Here is a 23100-nt window from a genome sequence, read left to right as displayed (position 1 = left end):
CAGGGCGGGACCGAGGTGTTGAGGACACACGACCAGCGGTGGCCGGGCGTGGCGGGAGATCGCGAAACGGGCGCGGGCCCCGCACTCCTCCCCGTCCCGCGGACCGGAGTGCCGGCTCGCGCACCGCAGTGGGGGCGGGGCGTCCCCGGCGGTCACCGCACGACCGCCGGGACGTCGGAACCGTGTTCGAGGGTGGCCAGGGCCATGGTCTCCTCCTTCGGGCCGGCGGGGCCGGGAGCGGGCCGTGCGGACGCACCACGCAGGCCTTCACGCTAGGAACGAGCACGCCGGGCAGCCTGCCCGGAAGGCCCGTACGAGTGAGAGCGGAGCGGCGGCACGACTGAGCCGACCGGTCGAACGGGGGGCGATCACGTCGCCGGACCGGTCGGGTGGGCGCGGGGGTCAAGTCTCCGGGCGGAGCGGACCCGGGGCGGCAGTCAGGTCTGCGGACCGGTCGGGCGTGGGCGTGGCGGTCACGGGTCCAGGCCGGTCGGGCGTGGGCGTGGGGGTCACGGGTCCAGGCCGGTCGGGTGGGCGTGGCGGTCACGGGTCCAGGCCGTCGGTCGGAGGTGTCGTACCTGGGCCGATGCGTCCTTTGAGCCGTTCAGGCGGGCGCGGGCCGTCCACGGGCACACGCCGTGTGGGGCTGGGCCGCAGGCCGCGGGCGGGCTCGTCCTGTCACTGCCGTGGCCCTGGGGACCCGTCCCGCCCCCACGCCCCCAGGGCCGCTCAGACGGGGTACGCGTGCGTCTGCGTCGCCTTCACCGCCGCCCAGACCTCCGCGCCCGGGTGCAGGTCGAGCTCCGCGGCGGCCACCGCCGTGAGGTCCGCCACGAGGGGGAGTTCGCCCGTGAGGTCGGCACGGATCTGGTCGCCGTGGGTCTCCAGACCGGCGACCTCGCACCGCCAGTGGTTGCGGGCGCTGGAGCCGGTGGGCGGTTCGCGGTAGAGGGTCACTGCGCTCGGCGGGAAGGCCACGAACACGGGGCCCGTGAGGTCCTCCGTCGTGGTGAGCGCGGGCCCCGCTTCCAGGCGGACCGTGTGCCCCTCGGCCTCGCCCCGGTAGAGGTTCAGGCCGACCAGCCGGGCGATGTAGTCGGTACGGGGGTGCCGGGCGATGTGGGAGGGGGCGCCTTCCTGGACGACCGTGCCGTGTTCGACGACCACGAGCCGGTCGGCGAGGACCATGGCGTCCAGCGGGTCGTGTGTGACGAGTACGGCCACGGCCTCGAACTCCGCCAGGTGGCGCCGGAGCTGGGCCCGGACCTCCAGACGGGTGCGGGCGTCGAGAGCGGCGAGGGGCTCGTCGAGCAGCAGCAGCCGGGGGCGGGTCGCCAACGCACGGGCCAGCGCGACGCGTTGGGCCTGCCCACCGGACAACTTGCGGGGCCTGGCCCCCGCGTGGGCCGCGAGACCCATGCGGTCCAGCCACTCGGCGGCTCGGGCGCGGGCCGCCGCCTTGGTCGCGCCCTGGCAGCGCGGCCCGAAGGCGATGTTGTCCAGGGCGCTGAGGTGCGGGAAGAGCAGATAGTCCTGGAAGACGACGCCCACCGGGCGGGACTCCGGCGGCGTACGCTCCAACGCGGCGCCGTCCAGCCGTAGATGACCGTCGGTGAGCGGGGTCAGACCGGCCAGCGCGCGCAGGGCGGTGGTCTTCCCGGCACCGTTCGGGCCGAGCAGGGCGACGACCTCGCCGGGGGCGACCGACAGCGACACGTCGAGCCGGAAGGCCCCGCGGTCCACGACGAGACGGGCGTCGAGACCGCCGGGGGCGGCGGGCGCGTCCGGTGTCGCGTCGGGGGCGGGGCGGGGCTTCTCGGTCATCCGGCTGTCGTCCAACGGTGTCATCCTGCCGTCATCCAACGGTCGCGCAGTCCCGCCAGTACCGCCACGGACACGGCCAGCAGGACCAGGCTGAGGGCGACGGCCGCCTCCGGAGCGCTCTGGAGGGCGAGGTAGACGGCCAGGGGCATGGTCTGGGTGCGGCCGGGGAAGTTGCCGGCGAAGGTGATCGTCGCGCCGAACTCGCCCAGCGCCCGCGCCCAGGCCAGCACCGCGCCCGCCGCGATGCCCGGCGCGATCAGCGGGAGGGTGACCCGGCGGAACGCGGTGAAGCGGGAGGCGCCCAGGGTCGTCGCCGCCTCCTCGTAGCGCGGGTCGGCGGCCCGCAGGGTGCCCTCCACGCTGATGACGAGGAACGGCATCGCGACGAACGCCTCCGCGACCACGACCCCGGCGGTGGTGAAGGGCAGCGTGATCCCGAACCAGGCGTCCAGCCACTTCCCCACGACCCCGTTGCGGCCCAGCGCCATGAGCAGGGCGACACCTCCGACGACCGGGGGGAGGACCAGCGGCAGGGTGACCAGGGCACGGACCACACCGCGGCCGGGGAACTCGACGCGGGCCAGCAGCCAGGCCAGCGGGACCCCCAGGATCAGGCTCACCGCGGTCGCGGCCGTGGCGCAGATCAGGGACAGCTGAAGGGCCTGCCACACGTCGGCGCTGGTCAGCTGCTCGGGCATGCTTCGCCAGGGCGCCCGTACCAGCAGGGCGATCAGCGGCACGATCAGGAACGCCAGACCCATCAGCGCGGGCACCAGGAGAGGCAGCGGCACCCCGCGGCCGCCGCCGGCCGTCCGGACACGCCGGCGCCGCGGCCCGCCCCGGAGGGTCTCGGTCGCGGCATCGGCCCTGTCGGTCGGGGTCACGGCTTGAGGAACCCGGCCCCGGTCAGCACCTTCTGGCCCTCGGCGGACCGCACGAGCGCGATGAACGCCTTGGCGGTGTCCGTGTTCCGGGCGCCCTTGAGCAGCGTGATCGGGTAGGCGTTGACGGCGTCGGCGGACTCGGGGAACTCCACGCCCTCCACCTTGTCACCCGCGGCGCGCACATCGGTCCTGTAGACGACGGCCGCGTCGGCCTCCTTCAGCTCGACCTTCGTCAGCGCGGCCTTGACGTCCTGCTCGTAGGAGACCGGCGTCAGCTTCAGCCTGCTCGCGTCGAGGGCCTTCTGCGCGGCGGCGCCGCAGGGCACCTCCTTGTCGCACAGCACGACCTTCAGGTCCTTGTTCGTGAGGTCCTTCAGCGACGCCACCTTGTCCGGGTTGCCGGGCAGGGTGGCGATCTCCAGCTGGTTGCGCACGAAGGTCGCGGGTGTGCCGGAGGCGTCCCCGCCGTCCGTGACGATCTTCATCGTCTTGGGGCTGGCAGACGCGAAGACGTCCGCCGGTGCGCCACCGGTGATGCTCGCGGCGAGCGAGTCGCTGCCGCCGAAGCTGAAGGTCACCTTCGTGCCGGGGTGCGCCTTCTCGAACTCCTTGCCCAGGGCCGTGAAGCTCTCCTTGAGGGAGGCGGCGGCGAAGACGGTCACCGTGCCGGAGAGCCGGTCCGAGGCGGAGGAGCCGGAGGAGTCGGACTTCGTGGACGAGGAGTCCGAGTCGGACGACGAGCAGGCGGTCAGGGCCAGCAGCGCGGCGACACCCGCACCGGCCACCCGCACACCCCGAAGGGTCCGGCGGGTCCGACGGGTCGGGCCGGTCAGGCGGGTCCGGCGCACGGTAGGGATCATCACGGGTCCACTTCCTCTGGTCCTGACGGACACGACCTGGTTCTCACGGGCAGATGCCGATCATACTGACGCAGATACAAGGGCGAAGTCACCTGTCGCATCGCATGAGCCGGATGCCTGATCCATCAGGCTGGCATGTGCGTTTGTACGGCATGCGGGTCGATGAATGGCGTTGCCGGAGACGATCGGGGTGATTACGGTCGGCCCCATGGCGGATGACGAACCCACGCGCGCGGCGAAGCTGCTGGACGCCCAGGCGAAGGCCGAGCGGCTCTTCGCGGAGATCGGGGAGCGCGGCCTGGTCGTGCCGGGCGAGGGGGAGCGGGCGGTCAGCGACCGGATCCGGGACCTGGCGAACGACCTGTTCGGCACCACCCGGCACTGGCACAAACGGATCGTGCGCTCCGGGCCGAACACGCTCGAGCCGTACCGGGAGAACCCGCCGGACCGGGTGATCGGCGCGGACGACATCGTCTTCGCGGACTTCGGGCCGATCTTCGAGGAGTACGAGGCCGACTTCGGCCGCACCTTCGTCCTGGGCGACGACCCGGTCAAGCACCGCCTCCGCGACGACCTGCCGAAGATCTTCGCCGCGGGCCGGAGCCGCTTCGAGGCCGACCCGGACATCACCGGCGCGCGCCTGTACGCCGAGATCGAGCACCTGGCGGCCGAGTCCGGCTGGAAGCTGGGAGGTTGGCACGCGGGGCACCTGGTCGGCGAGTTCCCGCACGAGTGGATCGACGGCGCCGACGTGGAGTCGTACATCACCCCCGCCAACGGCACCCCGCTGCGCCGCACCGACAAGGCCGGACGCCGCTGTCACTGGATCCTGGAGATCCATCTCATCGACGAGGGGCGCCAGTTCGGCGGCTTCCACGAGGAACTGCTCACCCTCTGACCCGAGCGGCGGCCGCGCTCAGGTGCGGTCGATGTGCACGTTCGTCGACTTCACCCGGGCGGTGGCCTCCACCCCGACCTCCAGGCCGAGTTCCTCCACGGCCTCCCGCGTGAGCAGCGACACGAGCCGGTGCGGGCCCGCCTGGATCTCCACCTGGGCCGCGACGTCGCCGAGCTTCACCGCGGTGACGATGCCGGGGAAGGCGTTGCGGGCGGAGGTGCGGGAGGTCTCCTCCTCGCCACCGTCCCCCTTGGCCAGCTCCACGGAGAAGGCGGCCAGGTCCCTCCCGTCGATGAGACGCCGACCGCTGTCGTCCCGGTGGGTGGGGACCCGCCCGGCGTCCGCCCACCGCCGCGCGGTGTCGGGGCTGACGCCGAGCAGCCGTGCGGCCTGGCCGATCGTGTAGGACTGCATAGCCGCAAAGATAGGCGCCCTCGCACCAGGCGGCGCAGCCGACCCGCGCCACCATTTCGGCGGGCCCGGAACGAGGGCACCCCCCCGGCATCCCGGCGATGGTCCGCCGGATGCCCCGGAAGTCAGCTGTCGACGTCTGTGCGTCGCTGACCCGCCCATATGGCCTTTCGGCTGTTTCACGCTCGTGGCCGTCGGTTGGTGCCGGTGGGACGATCCGGTCGGTGTCGCCGGGGATGCGGGCCTTGTTGAAGCGGATGCGGCGAACCGCCTGGGGCCGACGACGACCGCGCGGGGGGCGGTGCCGTGCCGGAGAAGTCGGTCAGACCACGGCCCCGGGTGCCGGATTCGACGGCGGCACAGCCCGTGAACAGGGCCGGCTTCGCCCGGCCGATCATGCCATTGACCGCCCCCGTGCCACCGCCCCCCGTGCCACCGCCCCCCGTGCCACCGCCCCCCGTGCCATCGGCGCTCGCGCCCGTACCGCATGAGAGCATGCCGCCCCAGCCGTTCGACAGCGTCGGGAGCCGGGTCTCTAGGCATCCGCCTCGAGCGCCATGTGTGCAAGCCCGTCCCGGGTGACGGGGCGGATCCGGCCGTGGTCGAGGGTCACGATCTCGTCGGCGCCGGCGAGGCCTCCGCGCTCGTGGGTGACCAGGAGCGTGGTACGGCCGCGGGTGGCGTCCAGGATGTCGGCGAGCACCGCCGCGGCGGTGTCCGGGTCGAGTCCCTCGGTGGGTTCGTCCAGGACGAGGACGGGCGGGTCGGCGAGCAGCGCGCGGGCCAGGAGCAGGCGCCTGCGCTGACCGCCCGACATCGTGGCGCCGTCACCGCCGAGGAGGGTGTCCCAGCGGTCGGGCAGCGACTCGATCCAGTCCAGGAGCCGCGCCCTGCGGGCCGCTTCGCGCAGGTCGGCTTCGCGCGCGTCGGGGCGGGCCAGGAGCAGGTTGGCTCGAATCGTGGTGTGGAAGACGTGCGCGTCCTGAGTCATGCCGGTGATCGCGCGGCGGACGTCGGCCCCCGCGCAGTCGCGCAGCTCGCGTCCGCCGACGCGGATGCTTCCGGCCTCGTACGGGAGGAACCGCATGAGCACCGCGATCAACGTCGACTTGCCCGACCCGCTGGCGCCGAGGAGCACGACCCGGCGGCCGGGCGGCAGCCGCAGGGTCACGCCGTCCAACGTCCAGGGGCCGTCGGGATGGTGGCGTACCCGCAGGCCGGTGATGTCCACGTCGAGCGGCTCGTCGATGGCGAGCGGGGCCGGGGCGGGCGGGTCGGTGACCGGGGGCGGCGTGTCCAAGAGGTCGGCCAGCCGGTGTGCGGAGGCCCGCACCGCGGCGAGGTGGCGGGCCGCGCCGGGCAGTGGCGCGAGAGCCTCGAAGGAGACCAACGCGAGGACGGTGAGGACGGTGAGGTGGACGGCGGGCAGCACACCGGCCGCGTGGGCGCGCAGCGCGAGCCGGCCGACACCGACCGTCGCCGCACCCTGGAACAGCAGCACCGTGCAGGTGGCGATCGAGGTGGTGAAGGCGCCCCGGCGCTCCAGCGCGGCGATCCGGGCGGCAGCGTCGCGGGCCCGATCATGGACGTGGTCGCGGGCGCCGTACGCGGCGAGGTCCGCTGCTCCCTGGGTGAAGTCCACGGTGAGAGAGGCGAGTTCGACCCGAGCGGCCTTCTCGGCACGGCCCGCGCGGCCGGACAGGGCAAGCACCAGGACGGGCACGAGCAGCCCCGCGACGGCCAGGAGCAGCCCGAGCAGGAACCCTGCCTGGGGAAGCAGCACCGTGGCCGTTGCGGTGGCGGTCGCGGTGACCGCGCCCGCCGCCACGACCGGGATCAGCACCCGCAGCAGCAGATCCTGGGCGGCGTCGACGTCGTCGACGAGGCGGGTCAGCAGGTCACCGCTGCGAAAGGCGGGGGTGCCGGTCGGCGCGAGCGGCCCCAGGGTCTCGTACACCTTGGTGCGGAAGCCGGCGACGGCCCGCAGGACTCCGTCGTGACCGAGGAGCCGGTCGGTGTAGCGCAACGCTCCGCGCCCCAGGGCCAGGGCTCGTACGGCGACGATCGCGACGCTCACCGAGGCGATCGGCGGCTGCTGCGCGGCGCGGGTGATCAGCCAGGCGGCGGTGGCCATCAACGCGGCGGCGGCGAGTTCGCTGCCGGCCGCGGCGAGCGCGCCGGCCAGGAGCCTGCGCCAGTACGGCAGGAGGTGACGCAGGAGGCGGACGGTGGGGAGGGGCGCGCGCGTGGGGACGGAGGCGTGCGGGGTCATGAGGCCAACAGCCCTTCGGCGAGGGTGAGTTCGCCCGCCCGTACCGAGATGACCCGGTCGGCGTACGGCAGCAGGCTCGTGCGGTGTGCGACCACGACCGCGGTCCGGCCGCGCATGAGGTCGGCCGTCGCGCGTGTGACGGCCGCCTCGCTCTCGGGGTCGAGGTGGGCCGTCGGTTCGTCGAGGAGCAGCAGTGGCGCGTCCTTGAGGAAGGCGCGGGCGAGGGCGATCCGCTGACGCTGGCCGGCGGAAAGGCCAGCGCCGTGTTCGCCGAGCACGGTGTCGTACCCGTCCGGCAGTTCCGCTATGAAGCGGTCGGCCGAGGCGGCGCGGGCCGCCGCCCGCATTTCGGCGTGGCCCGCGCCGGGGCGACCGAGGCGGATGTTGTCCGCGACGGACGCCGCGAACAGGTGCGGGCGTTGTGGCACCCAGGCCACCTGGGCGAGCCACGCGTCGGGGTCGATGTCCCTGAGGTCGGTGCCGTCGACGGTGATCCGGCCGGACGTGGGGGCCGTGAAGCCGAGAAGCAGCGACAGCAGCGTGGACTTGCCCGCGCCGCTCGGGCCGACCAGGGCCACGTGTTCGCCGGGGCGGACAGTGAGGCCGACGCCCAGGAGGGCGGGATCGGCGCGGTCCGGGTGGTGGACCGTGACCCGGTCGAGGCGCAGGAGCGCGGTGCGGACGTCGGGGGCCGGCCCGCGGCCGGTGCGCGTGGCGAGCTGTGCCTCCGTATCGTCGAGGACGGCGAAGACCCGCTCGGCCACCGTGATGCCCTCGGCGCTGTCGTGGAAGGCGGCGCCGGCGGCGCGCAGCGGCAGATACGCCTCGGGGGCGAGGAGCAGAACGGTCAGGGCGGTACGCAGATCGAGCTCGCCGCCGAGCAGCCGCAGCCCGACGGGGACGGCGACCATGGCCACGGAGAGGGTGGCGACCGTTTCCAGGACGAAGGAGGACAGGAACGCCACCCGCAGGGTCCGCATGGTGGCCCGCCGGTGGGCGTCGGCCATCTCGCCCACCACCCGGGTCTGGTGTCCCTCGCGGCCGAACGCGCGCAGTGTCGGCAGTCCGGCGACGACATCCAGGAAGTGGCCGCCCAGCCGGGCCAGCAGTCGCCACTGCCGGGCGGTGCGTGTGGCGGTGTGCATGCCGACCAGCGCACCGAACACGGGGATCAACGGCAGTGTCACCACGATGATCAGCGCTGAGGTCCAGTCGGTCCACCACAGCCAGCCGACGACGATGGTGGGGACCACCGCGGTGGCCGTCATCGTGGGCAGGTAGCCGACGACGTACGGGTCCAGGGCGTCGAGGCCGCGGATGAGCAGTGTGGCCGTCTCGCCGTGGCGGCGGGTCGCCAGGCGCAGCGGGTCGGTGTGCTGCAGCCGACCGGTGATCCGGTCCCGCAGGGTGTGCTTGGCGGCCGCCGCGGCACGTTGGGCGAGCGTCCCGCGTACCCAGGTCAACAGCGCTCGCAGCGTCATGACCGCGGCCAGCGCGGCAAGGGGCCCGACCCGCACCGCATGTCCGGCGAAGCCGTCCGCGAGGACCCTCGCCAACAGGGCCGCTTGAGCGGTCACGAGTACGGCGCCCAGTACGGCCAGCGCCGTCGAGTTCGTCATGTGGCGCCGCAGCGCCGGAACTTCCCGCAACAGGCGGCGTTCGACCGGCTTCATCTCGGGTTCCCCTTGTGCGGCGCGGGTACGGCTCAGAAGTAGCTGGGATGGCGGCGGCCCGTCCGACCCCGGAAGGCCCACCAGCTCCATGCCTGGTACGCGATGATCGTCGGGACCAGCGCGACGCCGAACACCGAAAGGATCTTCAGGGTGGCGCCGTCCGTGACGGCCTGGTCGATCGTCAGTCCCGCCCCGGCCGAACTGATCAGGACGTACGGGTAATGGCCCGCCCCCACGAGCGCCACGGGCAGCAGCGTGGAGCAGCACGTGGCCGCGAACGCCCGGACGTGGTGCCCCTGGGACAGGTACCACCAAGCGCCGCCGAGCGCCGCCGCGAACAGGGCGGCGATGATCACGGAGGTCGCGCGGTTCGTCATCGAGGCGCCCGCTCCGAAGAGGGTCAGCAGCAGCGGGAGGAGACCGACGGCACCGGCCGCGAGCACCAGCTCCGCTCCCAGGCTCCTTGCCCTGACGGCGACTTGGTGGGCCGAGCGCAGGGCGACGAAGGCGGCTCCGTGTCCGGCGAAGAGCAGCGCGGTGGTGACCCCGCAGGCGAACACGAACGGCGAGAACACCTCGCCGAAGCCGATGTGGAAGCTGCCGTCGGACCGGCGGGGCACGCCGTGCAGCAGCAGGCCCAGGACGAGTCCCCAGCACAGCGCGGGCAGCGCGCCGCCGAACACGATCAGAGCACCCCACCAGCGACGGCCGCGGGCGCTGTGCGCACGGCCGCGCAGCTGGACCGCGGCGTTACCGAGGACGAGTCCGACCAGGATCGCCACGATCAGCGGGTACAGGCCGGACAACAGGGTGCCCTCCAGGTGCGGGAAGGCCCCGAACAGGACACCGGCGAAGGCGACCAGCCAGACCTCGTTGCCCAGGAAGAACGGCGCCATGGCGTCGAGCGCGGCGTTGCGCCCGGCGAGCTCCCGCCTCTGGTCGTCCCGGGCGCCGAGAAAGGGGTGCAGCATCTGTACGCCGTAGTCGTACCCACCGAGCACGAAGTACCCGGCGAGCAGCAGGCCGAGCAGGCCCAGCCAGAGAGTCTCCAGACTCATGTCGTTCAACTTTCCGTCTCAACAGGTGAGTTGATGTGTGCGTCAGGCCGGCGGGACCGGCTCAGAAGGCTGGGACCGCCTGCTTGTCGTCGGCGCCGCCGCCGGGGACGTCCTCGGCGAGCGGCTCGGTGGCGCCGAGCTGGGTCGCGTCCGGGCCGCGGCGGGCGAAGCGGGCGATCAGGGTCCAGTTCGTCACCGCGAGCGCGACGAAGATGGCGATGAACACCGCGCAGGACACGGCCAGTGAGGCCCTGCTGACGTGGGAGAGGGCGTCGTTGACCGTCAACTGTCCGTACACCAGCCAGGGTTGGCGCCCGACCTCGCGGAAGACCCAGCCCCCCACGGCGGCGATGAAGGGGAAGGGGATCATGGCGGTCATCAGGTACGCCAGCGGACGCCAGCGCACCAGCCAGTCCTTCCACAGCAGGAAGACGGCGATGAAGGTGATGGTGGACACGGTGTTGCCGATGATCGTCATCGAGTCCATCGCGATCCGCAGCCAGTCGTGCGGGGGGACGTAGTTGCCGGGCCCGTGCTCCCTGACGAGCTGCGCCTGCAGCGCGGCGACGCCGTCGTTGTTCAGGGCGGCCATCTTCATGGGCTGGGTCCGGTCCAGCACCGGCACCTGCAGCTGGCCGACGATGACGACGAAGAAGGAGGCGAGCATGCCCACCCAGACGCCCAGCCGCAGGGAGCCGCGGAACAGCTCGGTCTCCTTGGTGCCCCTGGCGAAGTGCCAGGCGCTGACTCCGGCGACGAAGACACCGCCCGTCGTGAACGCGGCCAGGGTGAGGTGGCCGAGGGCTATCAGGGCGTTGGGGTTGGTGAGCAGGGCACCGAAGTCGGTCAGGTAGGCGACGCCGTCGCGCACCTCGTAGCCGACGGGGTGCTGCATGAAGCCGTTGGCGATCAGAATCCAGAAGCCGGAGGCGTACGCCGTCAGCGCGACCAGCCAGATGAGCGTGACGTGCACGGCCGGCCGCATGCGTCCCCAGCCGAAGATCCACATGCCGAGGAAGGTGGACTCGGCGAAGAAGGCGATGAGGGTTTCGAGTGCGAGCGGGGCACCGAAGACGTTGCCGGCGAACTTGCTCAGGCCGCTCCAGCTGAGCCCGAACTGGAACTCCATGACGAGGCCGGTGACGATGCCGACCGCGTAGTTGATGACGTAGAGCTGGCCCCAGAAGCGGGTCATGCGCTCCCGGACGGCTCTCTTGGCGGGGTCACGGGTGAACGCCGCCCAGGTGTGCATGATCGCCACGAGGGGGACGAGCCCCATGGTGAGGATCACGAACAGCCAGTGGACGGTGGTCGTGGCCGCGAACTGGAGGCGGGCCAGATCCGCAGCGCTCATATGGCGACCTTCCTCAGTAACGGGTGGCCGGGTGGATACAGGACGGGTGGGGCCCTCGCTTCGCGTGTGCAGATGCCGGGCGCCGTTGCCCGTCACCTGTGCGGTGACCCCGTGAAAGACCGTAGAGACAATTGCTTATGCATTCCAAGACCGGTTTTGCTATGTGTAGATAACCCAGAAGGCATGACCAGAGGTGAACCGTGGATCTGCTCCAGCTGCGCTACTTCCAGTCCGTCGCCCGCTACGAGCACATCAGCCGCGCCGCCGAGGAGCTGCGCATCGCCCAGCCCTCGCTCAGCCGTGCCATCGCACGCCTGGAGGCCGAGCTGGGCTCCCCGCTCTTCGACCGGCACGGCCGCCGCATCCGGCTGAACCAGTACGGCACGGTGTTCCTGCGCCACGTCGACCGGGCTCTCAGCGAGCTGGACGACGGCGGCAGGGCCGTCCGTGAGGCACGCGACACGGGGCTCGGCCGGGTCAGTGTCGCCTCCGAAACGCTGCTGACCATCAGTTCGGCACTCGGTAGCTTCCGGACCGCCTACCCCCGTGCGGACGTCCGGCTCTTCCAGTCGGACGCGGACGAGATGGAACGCCAACTGCGCGCCCGGGAGGTCGACTTCTGCGTCGCCTCGCAGCCGCTGACCGGCACTCACCTGCAGTCGATCGAACTCGTCCGCGAGGAGGTGCTGCTCGGGGTGCCGTACGGGCACTGGCTCGACGGGTACGACAGTGTGACCGTCCCCGAGATCGCCGACGAGCCGTTTGTCACCACTCGGCGCGGCTGGCAACGCGCCCTGCTCGACCGGCTGTTCTCCTCCGAGGGACTGACGCCGGTGCTGTCCTGCGAGGGCGACGAGCCGGGCGCCAGCGGGGACCTGATCAGCGCCGGGCTCGGCGTCGGCCTCATCCCGGCGATGTCCCGCCAGGTCGGTACACGCATACCGCTGGCCTGGGTGCATGTGGCCGCGCCCGACTGTCACCGGGTGCTCAGCCTGGTGTGGAACCGCGATACGCACCTGTCCGAGGCGGCCCTGAAATTCCGGGAGTTCATCATCAGCAAGCCGTTCATGACCCACCGCCTGCCCGTCCGCAGCCGTGCCCGCCACACGTCCTAGGCAGCAGTGGGGGAGTGGGCGTCGCCGGCCAGGAGGGTCTCGCGCTCCCCGAAATCCTTTGCTACGCTCCAGCGCGCTGCCGCAACTCCGGTCGAGGACTCGTGTGTCCGAACGGCCCTGGTGATGGCGAGCCGGCAGGGGTGTCGCGTCCCTCACCGGCCAACGGCGGCGCCATCGGTGTCTCTTTGTCTCTTCCGCTTCCTACTTGGCCGGCGTCCGTGCCGCGGCGTGCCCTCGTGCGCCACCGGATGCCATCGAGGAGTTCCACCATGCCCAAAATCACGTACGTCGCCGTCGACGGGGCCGAGCGTTCGGTCGACGTCCCCTCCGGCACGAGCGTCATGCGCGGCGCCGTCTTCAACGACATCGACGGCATCGTCGCCCAGTGCGGAGGCAACGCGCAGTGCGCCACGTGCCACGTCTACGTGGACGAGACCACCCTCGACAAGCTGGAGCCGGCGCAGCAGAACGAGGACGACCTCCTGGACTTCACCGCCTCCCCGCGTCGGCCCAACAGCCGGCTGAGCTGCCAGCTCAAGGTGACCGATGCCCTGGACGGCCTGATCGTCCACCTTCCCGATCGGCAGAACTGATGGTGGCCGACGCACAGCCCGCCTCCGTCGTCATCGTGGGGGCCGGACAGGCCGGCTACGAGACGGCGGCGGCCCTGCGTGAACGCGGCTACCCGGCACGCATCACGCTCATCAGCGCCGAGGATGCCCTGCCGTACGAGCGTCCGCCCCTGTCCAAGGCGTACCTCAAGGGCCAGGAGCACTTCAGCGACGAACAGCTGTGGCTGCGGCCGGCGTCGTACTACACACGCCAGTCGATCGACCTGGTCAGGGGTACCGTGCGGGAGATCGACCCGGTCGCCCGCACGGTCCGCCTCGCCGACGGCTCGGGGTACGACTACGGCCATCTCGTCCTGGCCGTCGGGGCCCAGCCGCGAGGGCTCGACGTGCCGGGGGCCAGGCTGCGCGGCGTGCACACGCTGCGCACCGCGCGGGACGCCGCCGGGCTGCGGGCGTCGCTCGCCACCGCCCGGCGTGCGGTCGTGGTGGGGGCAGGGTTCATCGGTCTGGAGTTCGCGGCGGCGGCACGAGAGTCGGGCTGCGAGGTGACGGTCGTGGAAGCGCTCGACCGCCCGCTCGCGCGCGTCGTCACGACGCCCACCGCCGAGCACTTCACCCGGCTGCACCGGCGGGCGGGCACCGAGCTGCTGTTCGGCCAGGGCGTCGCGGCCCTGCACGGAGACGACCACAAGGGCGTGACGGCCGTGGAACTGGCTGACGGCCGCATGCTGCCCGCCGACCTGGTCCTCATCGGCATCGGTGTCGTGCCTCGCACGGAGCTGGCCGCCATGGCCGGTCTCCCGGTGGACGGCGGCATCGCCGTCGACTCCCGCCTGCTGACCAGCGATCCGTGCATCTCGGCCATTGGTGACTGCGCGGCGTTCCGGCACATGCGCTTCGGCAACCGGCTGCGGCTGGAATCGGTGCAGAACGCCGTCGGCCACGCCCGGTTGGTCGCCGAGCGGCTGACCGGCAGGTCGCGTGCGTACGACGAGCTGCCGTGGTTCTGGAGCGACCAGTTCGCCACGACCCTCCAGATCGCGGGTCTTGACGACGGACACGACTCGGAGGTGGTGATCGGGGACGATCCCGACGCGTTCTCGGTGCTCCTCTTCCGCGGACAGGAGCTGCGGGCAGTGGAGTCCGTCAACCGTCCCGCGGACCACCTCGCGGCCCGTCGGCTCCTCGAGCGGGGCGTCGGCCTGAGCCCCGTGGAGGCAGGCGCACCTGACTTCACGCTGAAGGGCCACCTCGCGCGCCGGCGGGAGGGCTCTGGTGTGGCCGTCGGCTGAGCCGCCCTGCCGACCAGGCCGTCGACATGCTCCCGTCCCGCCCTCCGCACGGGGCGGGATGTCGTGTGCCGAACGCTTTCGCACGCATTGCCGACGACATGCTCGCGTCCAGCGGTCAACTCTTTTTTCGCGCCATGATCACGATTCGGCCAAACCGCATCGGCTTGCCTTCAGCAGTACTTCATAGGGAATTCATGAGTTAACGTGGGAAGTGCTTGCTTCCTGCACTAGAATTTGCCATGATCTCATGGCGTCATTGCTCGCTCACCTATTCGAATCACGGGTCGGGGGAATACTGTGTCGGAATCCGTCAATTCTCAGGTATTCAGCGACGAGGTCGAGCTGCGTCGCATCAACCGCGCCACCGTCGAGCGTTACATGAAAACCAGGGGCCAGGACCGGCTGCGCCGGCATGAGCTGTTCACCGAAGACGGCATCGGTGGTCTGTGGACCACCGACACCGGCGAGCCCGTCGCCACCCACGGCCGTGACCGGCTGGCCGAACACGCCGTCTGGTCGCTGAAGTGCTTCCCGGACTGGGAGTGGTACAACATCCAGATCTTCGAGACCCAGGACCCCAACCATTTCTGGGTCGAGTGTGACGGGCGCGGAAAGATTATCTTCGGTGACTACCCCGAGGGGTACTACGAGAATCACTTCCTGCACTCGTTCGAGCTGGAGAACGGCAAGATCAAGCGGGAGCGGGAGTTCATGAACCCGTTCCAGCAGCTGCGTGCGCTCGGGATTCCGGTTCCGGAGATCAAGCGCACTGGAATACCGACCTGACAAACAAAAAAACACCGCTGGATCGGAGTACGTCTTGGAAGACGTAAAACGGGAGATTCGTATCCGCGGGGCATTGCAGCAGCCCGATTGGAGTGACCTTTTACAGGTCAGTCGGGTAGGCGAGTCACTCGCCACGCGCCCCACTCTTGTACAGGCCGACGACTTGGCCACCCTGCGGACTCTGCTGGGCAAGGTGGCGCTCGGTGAAGCCTTGGTGCTGCAGTCCGGTGACTGCGCCGAAGACCCCCGGGAGTGCACACGCCCCGATGTCGCACGGAAGATCGCGTTGCTCGACCTGCTCGCCGGGTCGCTCGGCCTGATCACTGGCAGACCCGTCCTGCGGGCAGGACGTATCGCGGGGCAGTTCGCCAAGCCCCGCTCCAAGCCCACCGAAGTGATCGACGGCGCCGAACTCCCCGTATTCCGGGGGCACATGGTCAACGGCCCGGAGCCCGAGCCCGAGCGGCGTCGGCCCGATCCCCTGCGCATTCTCACCGGTTACATGGCCGCCTGTGACATCGTCGAGCACCTCGGGTGGCGCGATCGCACCGCAGGCCGCGAGGTCGTGGAGCCGCTGGTGTGGACCAGCCACGAAGCGCTGCTGCTCGACTACGAGATGCCCATGCTGCGCATGGACGACAAAGGCCGGATGTTCCTGGGCTCGACCCATTGGCCGTGGATCGGCGAGCGCACGCGCCAGGTCGACGGCGCCCACGTGGCTCTGCTCGCCGAGGTGAGCAACCCGGTGGCGTGCAAGGTCGGCCCCACCATGGAGCCCCACCAGCTCCTCGCCCTGTGCGAGAAGCTCGACCCGTGGCGCGACCCCGGGCGGCTCACCCTCATCGCGCGGATGGGAGCCGACGCCGTCAGCGACCGGCTGCCCCGCCTCGTGGAAGCCGTGCGCGGCGCGGGGCACCCCGTCGTCTGGCTCAGTGACCCCATGCACGGCAACACCGTCACCGCGCCCGGCGGCTACAAGACCCGGCTGGTGGAGACCGTCTCGCTCGAGGTCTCCCGTTTCGTCCAGGCCGTGCGCGCCGGCGGCGGTGTCCCCGGCGGACTGCACCTGGAGACGACGCCGCAGGACGTCACCGAGTGCGCCTTCACCGAAGCCGACCTCGACTCCGTCGGTGACCGCTACACCTCCTTCTGCGATCCCCGCCTCAACCCGTCGCAGGCGCTCTCCGTGGTGTCGGCCTGGACCGCCTGATCCGTCTGGTCCCCGATCTCACGACTCTCACTCCCTGCTCCGCGCTGCTCACAAAGCACACGCGCATCAAGTCAGGAACTGGAGCCATGACCGGCATTCCCCCCATACAGCCCTACCTGTTACCCACCGAGGGAGACCTCCCCACTGCCGCCGTGCCCTGGAACGCGGAACCCGAGCGTTCGGTCCTTCTGGTCCACGACATGCAGAGGTACTTCCTCAAGCCCTTCCCCGACAGCCTGCGCCACGAGCTGGTACGCAACGCGGCCGACCTGCGCGACCGCTGCGCCGACCTCGGCATCCCGGTCGCCTACACCGCCCAGCCGGGCGGCATGACCGACGACGAGCGCGGACTGCTCAAGGACTTCTGGGGTCCCGGCATGCGTGCCGAGCCCGCGGACCGCCAGGTGGTCGAGGACCTCGCGCCGGCCGAGCGCGACTGGCAGCTCACCAAGTGGCGCTACAGCGCCTTCTTCAAGACCGACCTGCTCCAGCGGATGCGTGCCGAGGGCCGCGACCAGCTCGTCCTGTGCGGCGTCTACGCCCATGTCGGCGTGCTGGCGACCGCCGTCGACGCGTTCACGCACGACATCCAGCCGTTCTTCGTCGCGGACGCCACGGCTGACTTCTCGGAGGAGTACCACCGCTCGGCACTCACCTACGCCGCCGAGCGCTGTGCCCTCGTCACCACGGCCAAGGCGTTGTTCTCATGACGTACGACCCGTCCGGAACCCCCGGGCGCAAGACGGCCGCCGACTTGCTCGACCGGGTGCTGAAGGACCCGTCGGAGCCATTCGCCCTGCTGTACCGTCCTGGCACGACCGGCCCTGACGTCGTGGAGGTCCTGACGGGCTCGGTGTCGCTGCCGGTGTCGCTGGCCGACATCCCGCTGCCACCGGCACGGGACCCCGGTGCCGGTGGTCACCACGAGGTCCTCGTCGTCGTCCCCTACCGGCAGCTCACCGAACGCGGTTTCGCCTGTGCCGACGACGGGACGCCGATGGTGGCGATGACTGTCACCGGCCAGCAGCGGCTGCCGCTCGGCGAGGCACTGGCGCGCATCCCCGATGTGCCGACCCCGCTGACGGGCGACGACTTCGACGTCGACGACGAGGCGTACGAGGACGTGGTGCGCCGCATCGTCAAGGAGATGATCGGTACGGGAGAGGGCGCGAACTTCGTCATCAAGCGCACCTTCGTCGCCGACATCACTGACTACGGACCGCACAGCGCCCCCGCGCTGTTCCGCCGGCTCCTCCAGCGCGAGTCGGGTGCTCACTGGACGTTCCTGATCCACACGGGCACCCGCACCCTGGTCGGCGCCTCACCCGAGCGGCACGTCAGCTTCCAGGGCGGCACGGCCGTCATGAACCCCATCAGCGGCACGTACCGGTATCCGCTGTCGGGCCCAACGCTGTCGGGCGTGCTGGAGTTCCTCGGCGACCGCAAGGAGACCGACGAGCTGTACATGGTCCTCGACGAGGAACTCAAGATGATGGCCCGGATCTGCGCGAAGGGCGGCCGCGTCGTGGGCCCCTACCTCAAGGAAATGGCTCGGGTCGCGCACACCGAGTACTTCATCGAGGGAAGCACCGACCACGACGTGCGCGACATCCTGCGCGAGACGATGTTCGCACCCACGGTCACCGGCAGCCCGCTGGAAAGCGCCTGCCGCATCATCCAGCAGTACGAGCCCAAAGGCCGCGGCTACTACAGCGGCGTCGCCGCGCTCATCGGACGGGACGCCGACGGGGAGCGGGTCATGGACTCCGCGATCCTCATCCGCACCGCGGACATCACCCGCGAGGGACGTATCAGCATCGGTGTGGGTGCCACCATCGTGCGCCACTCCGACCCCGCCTCCGAGGCCGCGGAGACCCGCGCGAAGGCGGCCGGACTCGTCGCCGCCCTCAACGGCGACGAGAAGGAACGGTTCTCCGAGCATCCGCACGTACGCCGGGCACTGGAGCTGCGCAACGAGTCCATCGCCGGGTTCTGGCTGTCCGACGTGGCGGCACGCGCGTCATCGCTGCCGGAACTGGCCGGACGCGGTGTCCTGGTGGTGGACGCCGAGGACACCTTCACCTCGATGATCGATCAGCAGTTGCGGTCCCTGGGACTGCGGGCGACGGTCCGCCGCTACGACGAGGAATACGACTTCGGGGGCTACGACCTGGTCGTGATGGGGCCGGGGCCGGGGGACCCGCAGGAGACCGCACACCCCAAGATGCGGCACCTGCGCGCGGCGGTCGGCACCCTGCTGCGTGAACGCAGGCCGTTCCTCGCCGTCTGCCTCAGCCACCAGGTCCTCGGACTCCGGCTCGGGCTGCCCCTGCACCGCAGGGCGGTCCCCAACCAGGGGGTGCAGAAGAAGATCGACCTGTTCGGCGCCACCGAACGCGTCGGCTTCTACAACACCTTCGCCCTCGTCAGCGGGCGGGACGAATTCGACGCGGACGGCATCGGCCCGGTCCGCGTGAGCCGGGACCTGGCCACCGGAGAGGTACACGCGCTGCTCGGTCCGGGCTTCGCCTCCCTGCAGTTCCACCCCGAGTCCGTGCTCACCAGGGAAGGGCCCCGCATCGTGGGCACGACCCTGGCCGGCCTGCTCGCGCCGGCCCGGACTCCCGACCCGGCCTGATCCGGCCGCATCCAGCCGCCCTGATCCGGTGGCGTGACGGCTTGATCGATCCCCATGACCGCCGGGCCGGCGCCCCTCCCCCGCGCGCCGGCCCGGCTCCTCCCGCCTGCCCCGCACCGGATTCCCGGTGCGCACGGTGAAGCCCCCTACGACGAGTGGGAGAAACCATGCATGCGTATGTCGTTGTCGACGCGTTCGCGAGACGACCCCTGACCGGCAACCCGGTGGCGGTGTTCTTCGACGCCGACGACCTGACCACCGAGCAGATGCAGTCCATCGCCCGGGAGATGAACCTGTCGGAGACCACGTTCGTACGCCGCCCGCAGCAGGACGGCGATCACCACGTACGGATCTTCACCCCGGTCAACGAACTTCCCTTCGCTGGGCACCCGTTGCTCGGCACGGCCATCGCACTGGGCGGCCGCACCGACACCGAACGGCTGAAGATCGAGACCGCCATGGGCGTCATCCCCTTCGAACTGGGACGGGAGGAAGGCAAGGCCGTCTCGGCGCGCATGCGCCAGCCGGTGCCCGTGTGGGAGCCCTTCGACCGCGCCGACGAGCTCCTGGAAGCACTGGGCGTCACTGCGTCGACCCTTCCGGTGGAGATCTACCGCAACGGCCCCCGGCACGTCCTGGTCGGCTTCGAGAACGTCGAAGCCCTGTCGAAGGTCGACCCCGACCACCGGGCCCTGACCCGCTTCCCGGACATGGCGACCAACTGCATCGCCGGGTCGGGGAGTTCCTGGCGCAACCGCATGTTCTCGCCCGCGTACGGGGTCGTGGAAGACGCCGCGACCGGCTCGGCCGCCGGGCCCATCGCGATCCACCTGGCCCGGCACGGCCTCGGCAGCTACGGGCAACCCATAGAGATCACGCAGGGTGTCGAGATCGGCCGCCCCTCTCCCATGGGCGCACTCGTGCACGGGGAGGGCGACCGGGTCGACTCCGTCGAGGTCTTCGGCCATGGAGTCGTCGCGCTCGAAGGGGTGCTGCATGTCTGACCTGTCCCAGCTGAACGAGACGGCCAACGGCCATGGCACGGGCCGTCGTTCGGAGACGCTCACCGGAACCGTCGAGGTCTCCTTCCCCGAGTTCCTCGCGCCGCCCTCCGAGCCGATGGGGCTGCTGGCCTCGTGGCTGGAGAGCAGCGTCGCCCACGGGGTACGGGAGCCACGCGCGCTTGCGCTGGCCACCGCCGACGTCACAGGCCGCGCATCCTCCCGCATCGTGGCGATCAACTCGGTGACGGACGCCGGGATCGTCTTCATCACCCACGCCGACAGCCAGAAGGGCCGGGAGCTGGCCGAGAACCCCTGGGCCTCCGGCGTCCTGTACTGGAGGGAGACCAGCCAGCAGATCACGCTGGCGGGTCCCGTTCACCGCCTGCCCGACGCGGAGGCCGAGGACCTCTGGTTCGCGCGACCCGTCTTCACTCACGCAATGAGCGCCGTCTCCCGCCAGAGCCTGCCGCTGGACGGCCTCGACCACCTCGCCGAGCTGCGGGCCAGGGCACGGCAGTTGGGGGAGCCACAGCGGCCCCTGCCGCGCCCCCAGTCGTTCGCGGCGTATCGGCTCGAGCCCGCGAGCGTCGAGTTCTGGGCCAACGGCACCGACCGGCTGCACGAGCGACTGCGCTACGACCGAGGCGGCGACGGCTGGGAGATCAGCCGGCTCCAGCCGTGACCGCCCGTGCCCTCACCCCTGTGGGAGACCTCATGACCCCGCCCTTGTTCACCGAACCGGGCGCCGCGGCCCCCGTGTTCACCGACCACCACGACCTGCGGGCGCGCAACCGGCACGCCGTGGAGCAGTACATGCAGACCGGTGCCGAGGCCCGGCTGCGCAGGTACACCCTCTACACCGAGGACGGCACCGCGTCCCTGTTCAACACCGACATCGGCCGGCCCATCGTCGTCCAGGGCCGGGGGAACCTGAAGCGGCACGGCGAGCTCTCCCTGGAGGTGCTGCCCGACTGGCAGTGGTTCGACGTGCACATCTACGAGACGCAGGACCCGTCCGTCATCTGGGTCGAGTGCGACGGCGAAGGCACGATCCGGTTCCCGGGCTATCCCGAGGGCCGCTACCGCAACCACTTCATCCACGGCTTCACGCTGCGCGACGGGTGCATCGTCTCCAGCCGCGAGTACACCAACCCGATCGAGCACATGCGCGCCCTCAGCATCGACACACCGCACATCAGGCGGGACTGGATCCCTTCCTGACCGGTCTCGGGGCCGACGGTGCGTACCTCTGCCTCCTGTCCTGATCGAGGAGCCCGCATGTCCCAGCAGCAGCTGAACGAACCACGCGCCATCCCCCGCGTGCAGGCGTCGGTGACCGCCTTCGTCGGCGACGCCACGGGCCTTCCGCTCGAGCCCGCCTTCGTCCGCAACCCGCGCGAACTCTCCGGGATCGTCCCACCGGGAAAGGCCGGCGAGAACACACCCTCCTTCGTGCGCGACGCCGTGCTCGGCCACTTCCGCAACGGCGGTGGCGGGGTCTGGATCATCGGAACGGCCCGGGACACGGACCGTGTCACCGCCTACCGGTCGGCGCTCGCCGAGCTGGAGAGCGTCTCGGAGATCAACCTCGTGGTGGCTCCGGATCTGTGGCGGGTGGAGACCGACGCCGACGGCGTCGCGCAGGCGGTCGCCGAGCACTGCGCACACATGGGGGACCGGGTCGCCCTGCTGCACACCCGGCAGGGCCTCGCCCCTGCCGACCTGACGAGCAGGCCGTTCCGACTGGCCGAGCCGGCCGCCCGGTTCGCCGCCGTCTACTACCCGTGGATCGTCGTCACCGACGCCGACGGGGCACAACGGCCGGTGCCGGCGTCGGGTCATGTGTCCGGGCTGTGCTGCCGCCGCGATGCCGAGCGGGGCGTGCACACAGCGCCCCTGAGTGCGCTGTTGGGCGTTTTGAAACACGAGCGGGAGCTGTCCGACGCGGAGCAGGAGAGCGTGGGCGGCCTGGGGGTGAACTGTCTGCGGTTCTTCCCCGGGGAGGGCACCCGGGTGGTGGGCGCGCGCACGCTGTCCACCGAGCCGGACTGGACGCACCTCAGCGTACGGCGCCTGGTGAACCAGGTCCGCTCGGTGCTCGAACAGGAACCCCGGAGAGCCGCCTTCGAATCACTTTCCGCATTCCGCAGTCCCCCCGGGGACGCTGGAGCATGACGAGGAGACGATGCAATGGACGTCAGGCAGCTGGAACACCGTCTGCGCGCACTTCCCGATCTCCACCAGGAATGTCTGCACCACATCTTGACGACAGCTCGGCGGAGGAACCCGACGAAGGTGTCGGGAAGCCGTAAACGGGATTACCTGAACATGTCCGCGCTCGACGCCAGGAACGACGTACTCGCCATTCTCGAGTCCTGGTCGGACCTTGTCGCGGAAAAACTCGGGGCGGTTGCCCCGGCTCGCTCCGTTCCCCAGCTGGCGCGCTTCCTCGTACGCCACCTGGAGTGGCTCACCGCGCAACCTCCGGCTGCCGAATTCGCCGCCGAGATCGAGGGCCTCCATGGTGAGTTACTGCGTGCCATCGACCATGACCAGAGTGATCCCAGGTCACCCGTCGTCGAGTGCGTCATGGACGACTGCACGGGGACGATCGACGCCACACCGCAGAAGACCGGAAACGCGGAGAAGAGCAGCATCAGCTGTTCTTCCGGACACACATGGGAGATACGCGAATGGCTTACTCTACGGCACCTCATGAATCGCCGACGAAGGCATGCCGCCTGAAGAAACCGCCGCGCCACAGGCTGGTGCCGACGAACGTGGCCGCCCTCGCCGTGGGCGTGTCCGAGGCGACCATCCGCAAATGGGTGAGCCGCGGGAAGATAACGCGCTACGGCACACCGGGCCGCTCGGAGTTCGACATAGAAGAACTCACCGAGATCGCGATACAGCGTCGGCCCTGACCCGGCAGTTCCGTCCCCGGTCGTTGTTCGGAGAAACGGCCGCGGACGGAATTCCGCCGGTGGCCAGGACCGCCTGGGTGACTTCTTCGGGCGTACGGCCGTCGGTGGCGACGACCGCGGTGGCGACCGACTCGTACAGCGAGCGCCGGGCCTCCATCAGCTCGCGCCACTGCTTGCGCGGGTTGACGGCCAGCAAGGGGCGGGCCGCGTTGAGGCCGGTGCGCTTGACGGCCTCCTCGACGTCCATCGACAGGTACAGCACCCGCTGCCCGGCCAGCAGGGCGCGGGTGTCCGCGTCGAGGACGGAGCCGCCGCCCAGCGCGAG

General features: G+C 70.8%; 21 protein-coding genes and 1 pseudogene. 13 read left to right on the top strand and 9 right to left on the bottom strand.

Going from position 1 to position 23100, the window contains the following annotated elements:
- Window positions 1–729 precede the first annotated feature (729 nt).
- Genes ACFVYN_RS23680 through modA form a run of 3 tightly spaced genes read right to left on the bottom strand, consistent with a single transcriptional unit; the run spans window position 730 to window position 3568 of the window.
- Window positions 730–1824 carry an ABC transporter ATP-binding protein gene (locus ACFVYN_RS23680; protein WP_390001575.1) on the bottom strand — a complete coding sequence of 365 codons (1095 nt, stop codon included), beginning with the start codon at window positions 1822–1824 and terminating at the stop codon, window positions 730–732.
- A 20-nt stretch (window positions 1825–1844) separates the two neighbouring features.
- Complete coding sequence (modB, locus tag ACFVYN_RS23675) at window positions 1845–2708, bottom strand: molybdate ABC transporter permease subunit (RefSeq protein WP_390001573.1); 864 nt, start codon at window positions 2706–2708, stop codon at window positions 1845–1847.
- Complete coding sequence (modA, locus tag ACFVYN_RS23670; protein ID WP_390001571.1) at window positions 2705–3568, bottom strand: molybdate ABC transporter substrate-binding protein; 864 nt, start codon at window positions 3566–3568, stop codon at window positions 2705–2707. Before modA ends, modB begins: the two co-directional genes overlap by 4 nt.
- A gap of 208 nt (window positions 3569–3776) precedes the next feature.
- Between modA and ACFVYN_RS23665 the strand changes: the two genes are divergently transcribed.
- Entirely contained in the window at window positions 3777–4466 is a 690-nt protein-coding gene (locus tag ACFVYN_RS23665; protein ID WP_390001569.1) for a M24 family metallopeptidase, read from the top strand.
- Between the two features lie 18 nt (window positions 4467–4484).
- Here ACFVYN_RS23665 and ACFVYN_RS23660 read toward each other — a convergent pair whose 3' ends face one another.
- The 5 genes from ACFVYN_RS23660 to ACFVYN_RS23640 form a co-directional block, all read right to left on the bottom strand.
- Window positions 4485–4880, bottom strand: coding sequence for a molybdopterin-binding protein (locus ACFVYN_RS23660; RefSeq protein ID WP_390001568.1), 396 nt, complete (start codon window positions 4878–4880; stop codon window positions 4485–4487).
- A 532-nt stretch (window positions 4881–5412) separates the two neighbouring features.
- Window positions 5413–7149, bottom strand: a complete 1737-nt coding sequence (cydC, locus tag ACFVYN_RS23655; RefSeq protein ID WP_390001567.1) for a thiol reductant ABC exporter subunit CydC — start codon at window positions 7147–7149, stop codon at window positions 5413–5415.
- A complete protein-coding gene (gene cydD / locus ACFVYN_RS23650) occupies window positions 7146–8822 on the bottom strand; it encodes a thiol reductant ABC exporter subunit CydD (protein WP_390001564.1) in 1677 nt (558 codons plus the stop codon). The genes cydC and cydD overlap by 4 nt, the downstream gene beginning before the upstream one ends.
- A 32-nt stretch (window positions 8823–8854) precedes the next feature.
- Complete coding sequence (gene cydB / locus ACFVYN_RS23645; RefSeq protein ID WP_390001562.1) at window positions 8855–9880, bottom strand: cytochrome d ubiquinol oxidase subunit II; 1026 nt, start codon at window positions 9878–9880, stop codon at window positions 8855–8857.
- Window positions 9881–9941: 61 nt separating this feature from the next.
- Complete coding sequence (locus ACFVYN_RS23640; RefSeq protein WP_390001561.1) at window positions 9942–11234, bottom strand: cytochrome ubiquinol oxidase subunit I; 1293 nt, start codon at window positions 11232–11234, stop codon at window positions 9942–9944.
- A 200-nt stretch (window positions 11235–11434) separates the two neighbouring features.
- Here ACFVYN_RS23640 and ACFVYN_RS23635 point away from each other — a divergent pair, with 200 nt between their 5' ends.
- The 12 genes from ACFVYN_RS23635 (at window position 11435) to ACFVYN_RS23580 (ending at window position 22596) form a co-directional block, all read left to right on the top strand.
- Complete coding sequence (locus ACFVYN_RS23635; protein WP_390001559.1) at window positions 11435–12349, top strand: LysR family transcriptional regulator; 915 nt, start codon at window positions 11435–11437, stop codon at window positions 12347–12349.
- Window positions 12350–12618: 269 nt separating this feature from the next.
- A complete protein-coding gene (locus tag ACFVYN_RS23630; protein ID WP_390001557.1) occupies window positions 12619–12942 on the top strand; it encodes a 2Fe-2S iron-sulfur cluster-binding protein in 324 nt (107 codons plus the stop codon).
- A complete protein-coding gene (locus tag ACFVYN_RS23625) occupies window positions 12942–14213 on the top strand; it encodes an NAD(P)/FAD-dependent oxidoreductase (RefSeq protein ID WP_390001555.1) in 1272 nt (423 codons plus the stop codon). The genes ACFVYN_RS23630 and ACFVYN_RS23625 overlap by 1 nt, the downstream gene beginning before the upstream one ends.
- A 297-nt stretch (window positions 14214–14510) precedes the next feature.
- Window positions 14511–14999 (top strand): PhzA/PhzB family protein, encoded by a 489-nt coding sequence (locus tag ACFVYN_RS23620; RefSeq protein WP_390001553.1) that lies wholly within the window; start codon window positions 14511–14513, stop codon window positions 14997–14999.
- A gap of 34 nt (window positions 15000–15033) precedes the next feature.
- Entirely contained in the window at window positions 15034–16209 is a 1176-nt protein-coding gene (locus ACFVYN_RS23615; protein WP_390001552.1) for a 3-deoxy-7-phosphoheptulonate synthase, read from the top strand.
- A gap of 86 nt (window positions 16210–16295) precedes the next feature.
- Complete coding sequence (locus ACFVYN_RS23610) at window positions 16296–16919, top strand: isochorismatase family protein (RefSeq protein ID WP_390001550.1); 624 nt, start codon at window positions 16296–16298, stop codon at window positions 16917–16919.
- Complete coding sequence (locus tag ACFVYN_RS23605; RefSeq protein ID WP_390001549.1) at window positions 16916–18847, top strand: anthranilate synthase family protein; 1932 nt, start codon at window positions 16916–16918, stop codon at window positions 18845–18847. Before ACFVYN_RS23610 ends, ACFVYN_RS23605 begins: the two co-directional genes overlap by 4 nt.
- Before the next feature lie 167 nt (window positions 18848–19014).
- Entirely contained in the window at window positions 19015–19851 is an 837-nt protein-coding gene (locus ACFVYN_RS23600; RefSeq protein WP_390001547.1) for a PhzF family phenazine biosynthesis protein, read from the top strand.
- The gene (gene phzG / locus ACFVYN_RS23595; protein ID WP_390001546.1) at window positions 19844–20533 is read left to right on the top strand and encodes a phenazine biosynthesis FMN-dependent oxidase PhzG; all 690 of its coding nucleotides are present in this window, start codon (window positions 19844–19846) and stop codon (window positions 20531–20533) included. The genes ACFVYN_RS23600 and phzG overlap by 8 nt, the downstream gene beginning before the upstream one ends.
- Before the next feature lie 32 nt (window positions 20534–20565).
- A complete protein-coding gene (locus tag ACFVYN_RS23590; RefSeq protein ID WP_390001544.1) occupies window positions 20566–21072 on the top strand; it encodes a PhzA/PhzB family protein in 507 nt (168 codons plus the stop codon).
- Between the two features lie 57 nt (window positions 21073–21129).
- Window positions 21130–22026 carry a phage tail sheath subtilisin-like domain-containing protein gene (locus tag ACFVYN_RS23585; RefSeq protein WP_390001542.1) on the top strand — a complete coding sequence of 299 codons (897 nt, stop codon included), beginning with the start codon at window positions 21130–21132 and terminating at the stop codon, window positions 22024–22026.
- Window positions 22027–22041: 15 nt separating this feature from the next.
- Entirely contained in the window at window positions 22042–22596 is a 555-nt protein-coding gene (locus ACFVYN_RS23580; RefSeq protein WP_390001540.1) for a hypothetical protein, read from the top strand.
- A 243-nt stretch (window positions 22597–22839) separates the two neighbouring features.
- Here the strand turns inward: ACFVYN_RS23580 and ACFVYN_RS23575 are convergent.
- Window positions 22840–23100: pseudogene (locus ACFVYN_RS23575) on the bottom strand (shikimate kinase); the annotation flags it as partial.

This window comes from Streptomyces sp. NPDC058307, from assembly GCF_042880295.1.
Classification (GTDB): domain Bacteria; phylum Actinomycetota; class Actinomycetes; order Streptomycetales; family Streptomycetaceae; genus Streptomyces.
This window is presented reverse-complemented; position numbering and strand designations above follow the sequence as displayed.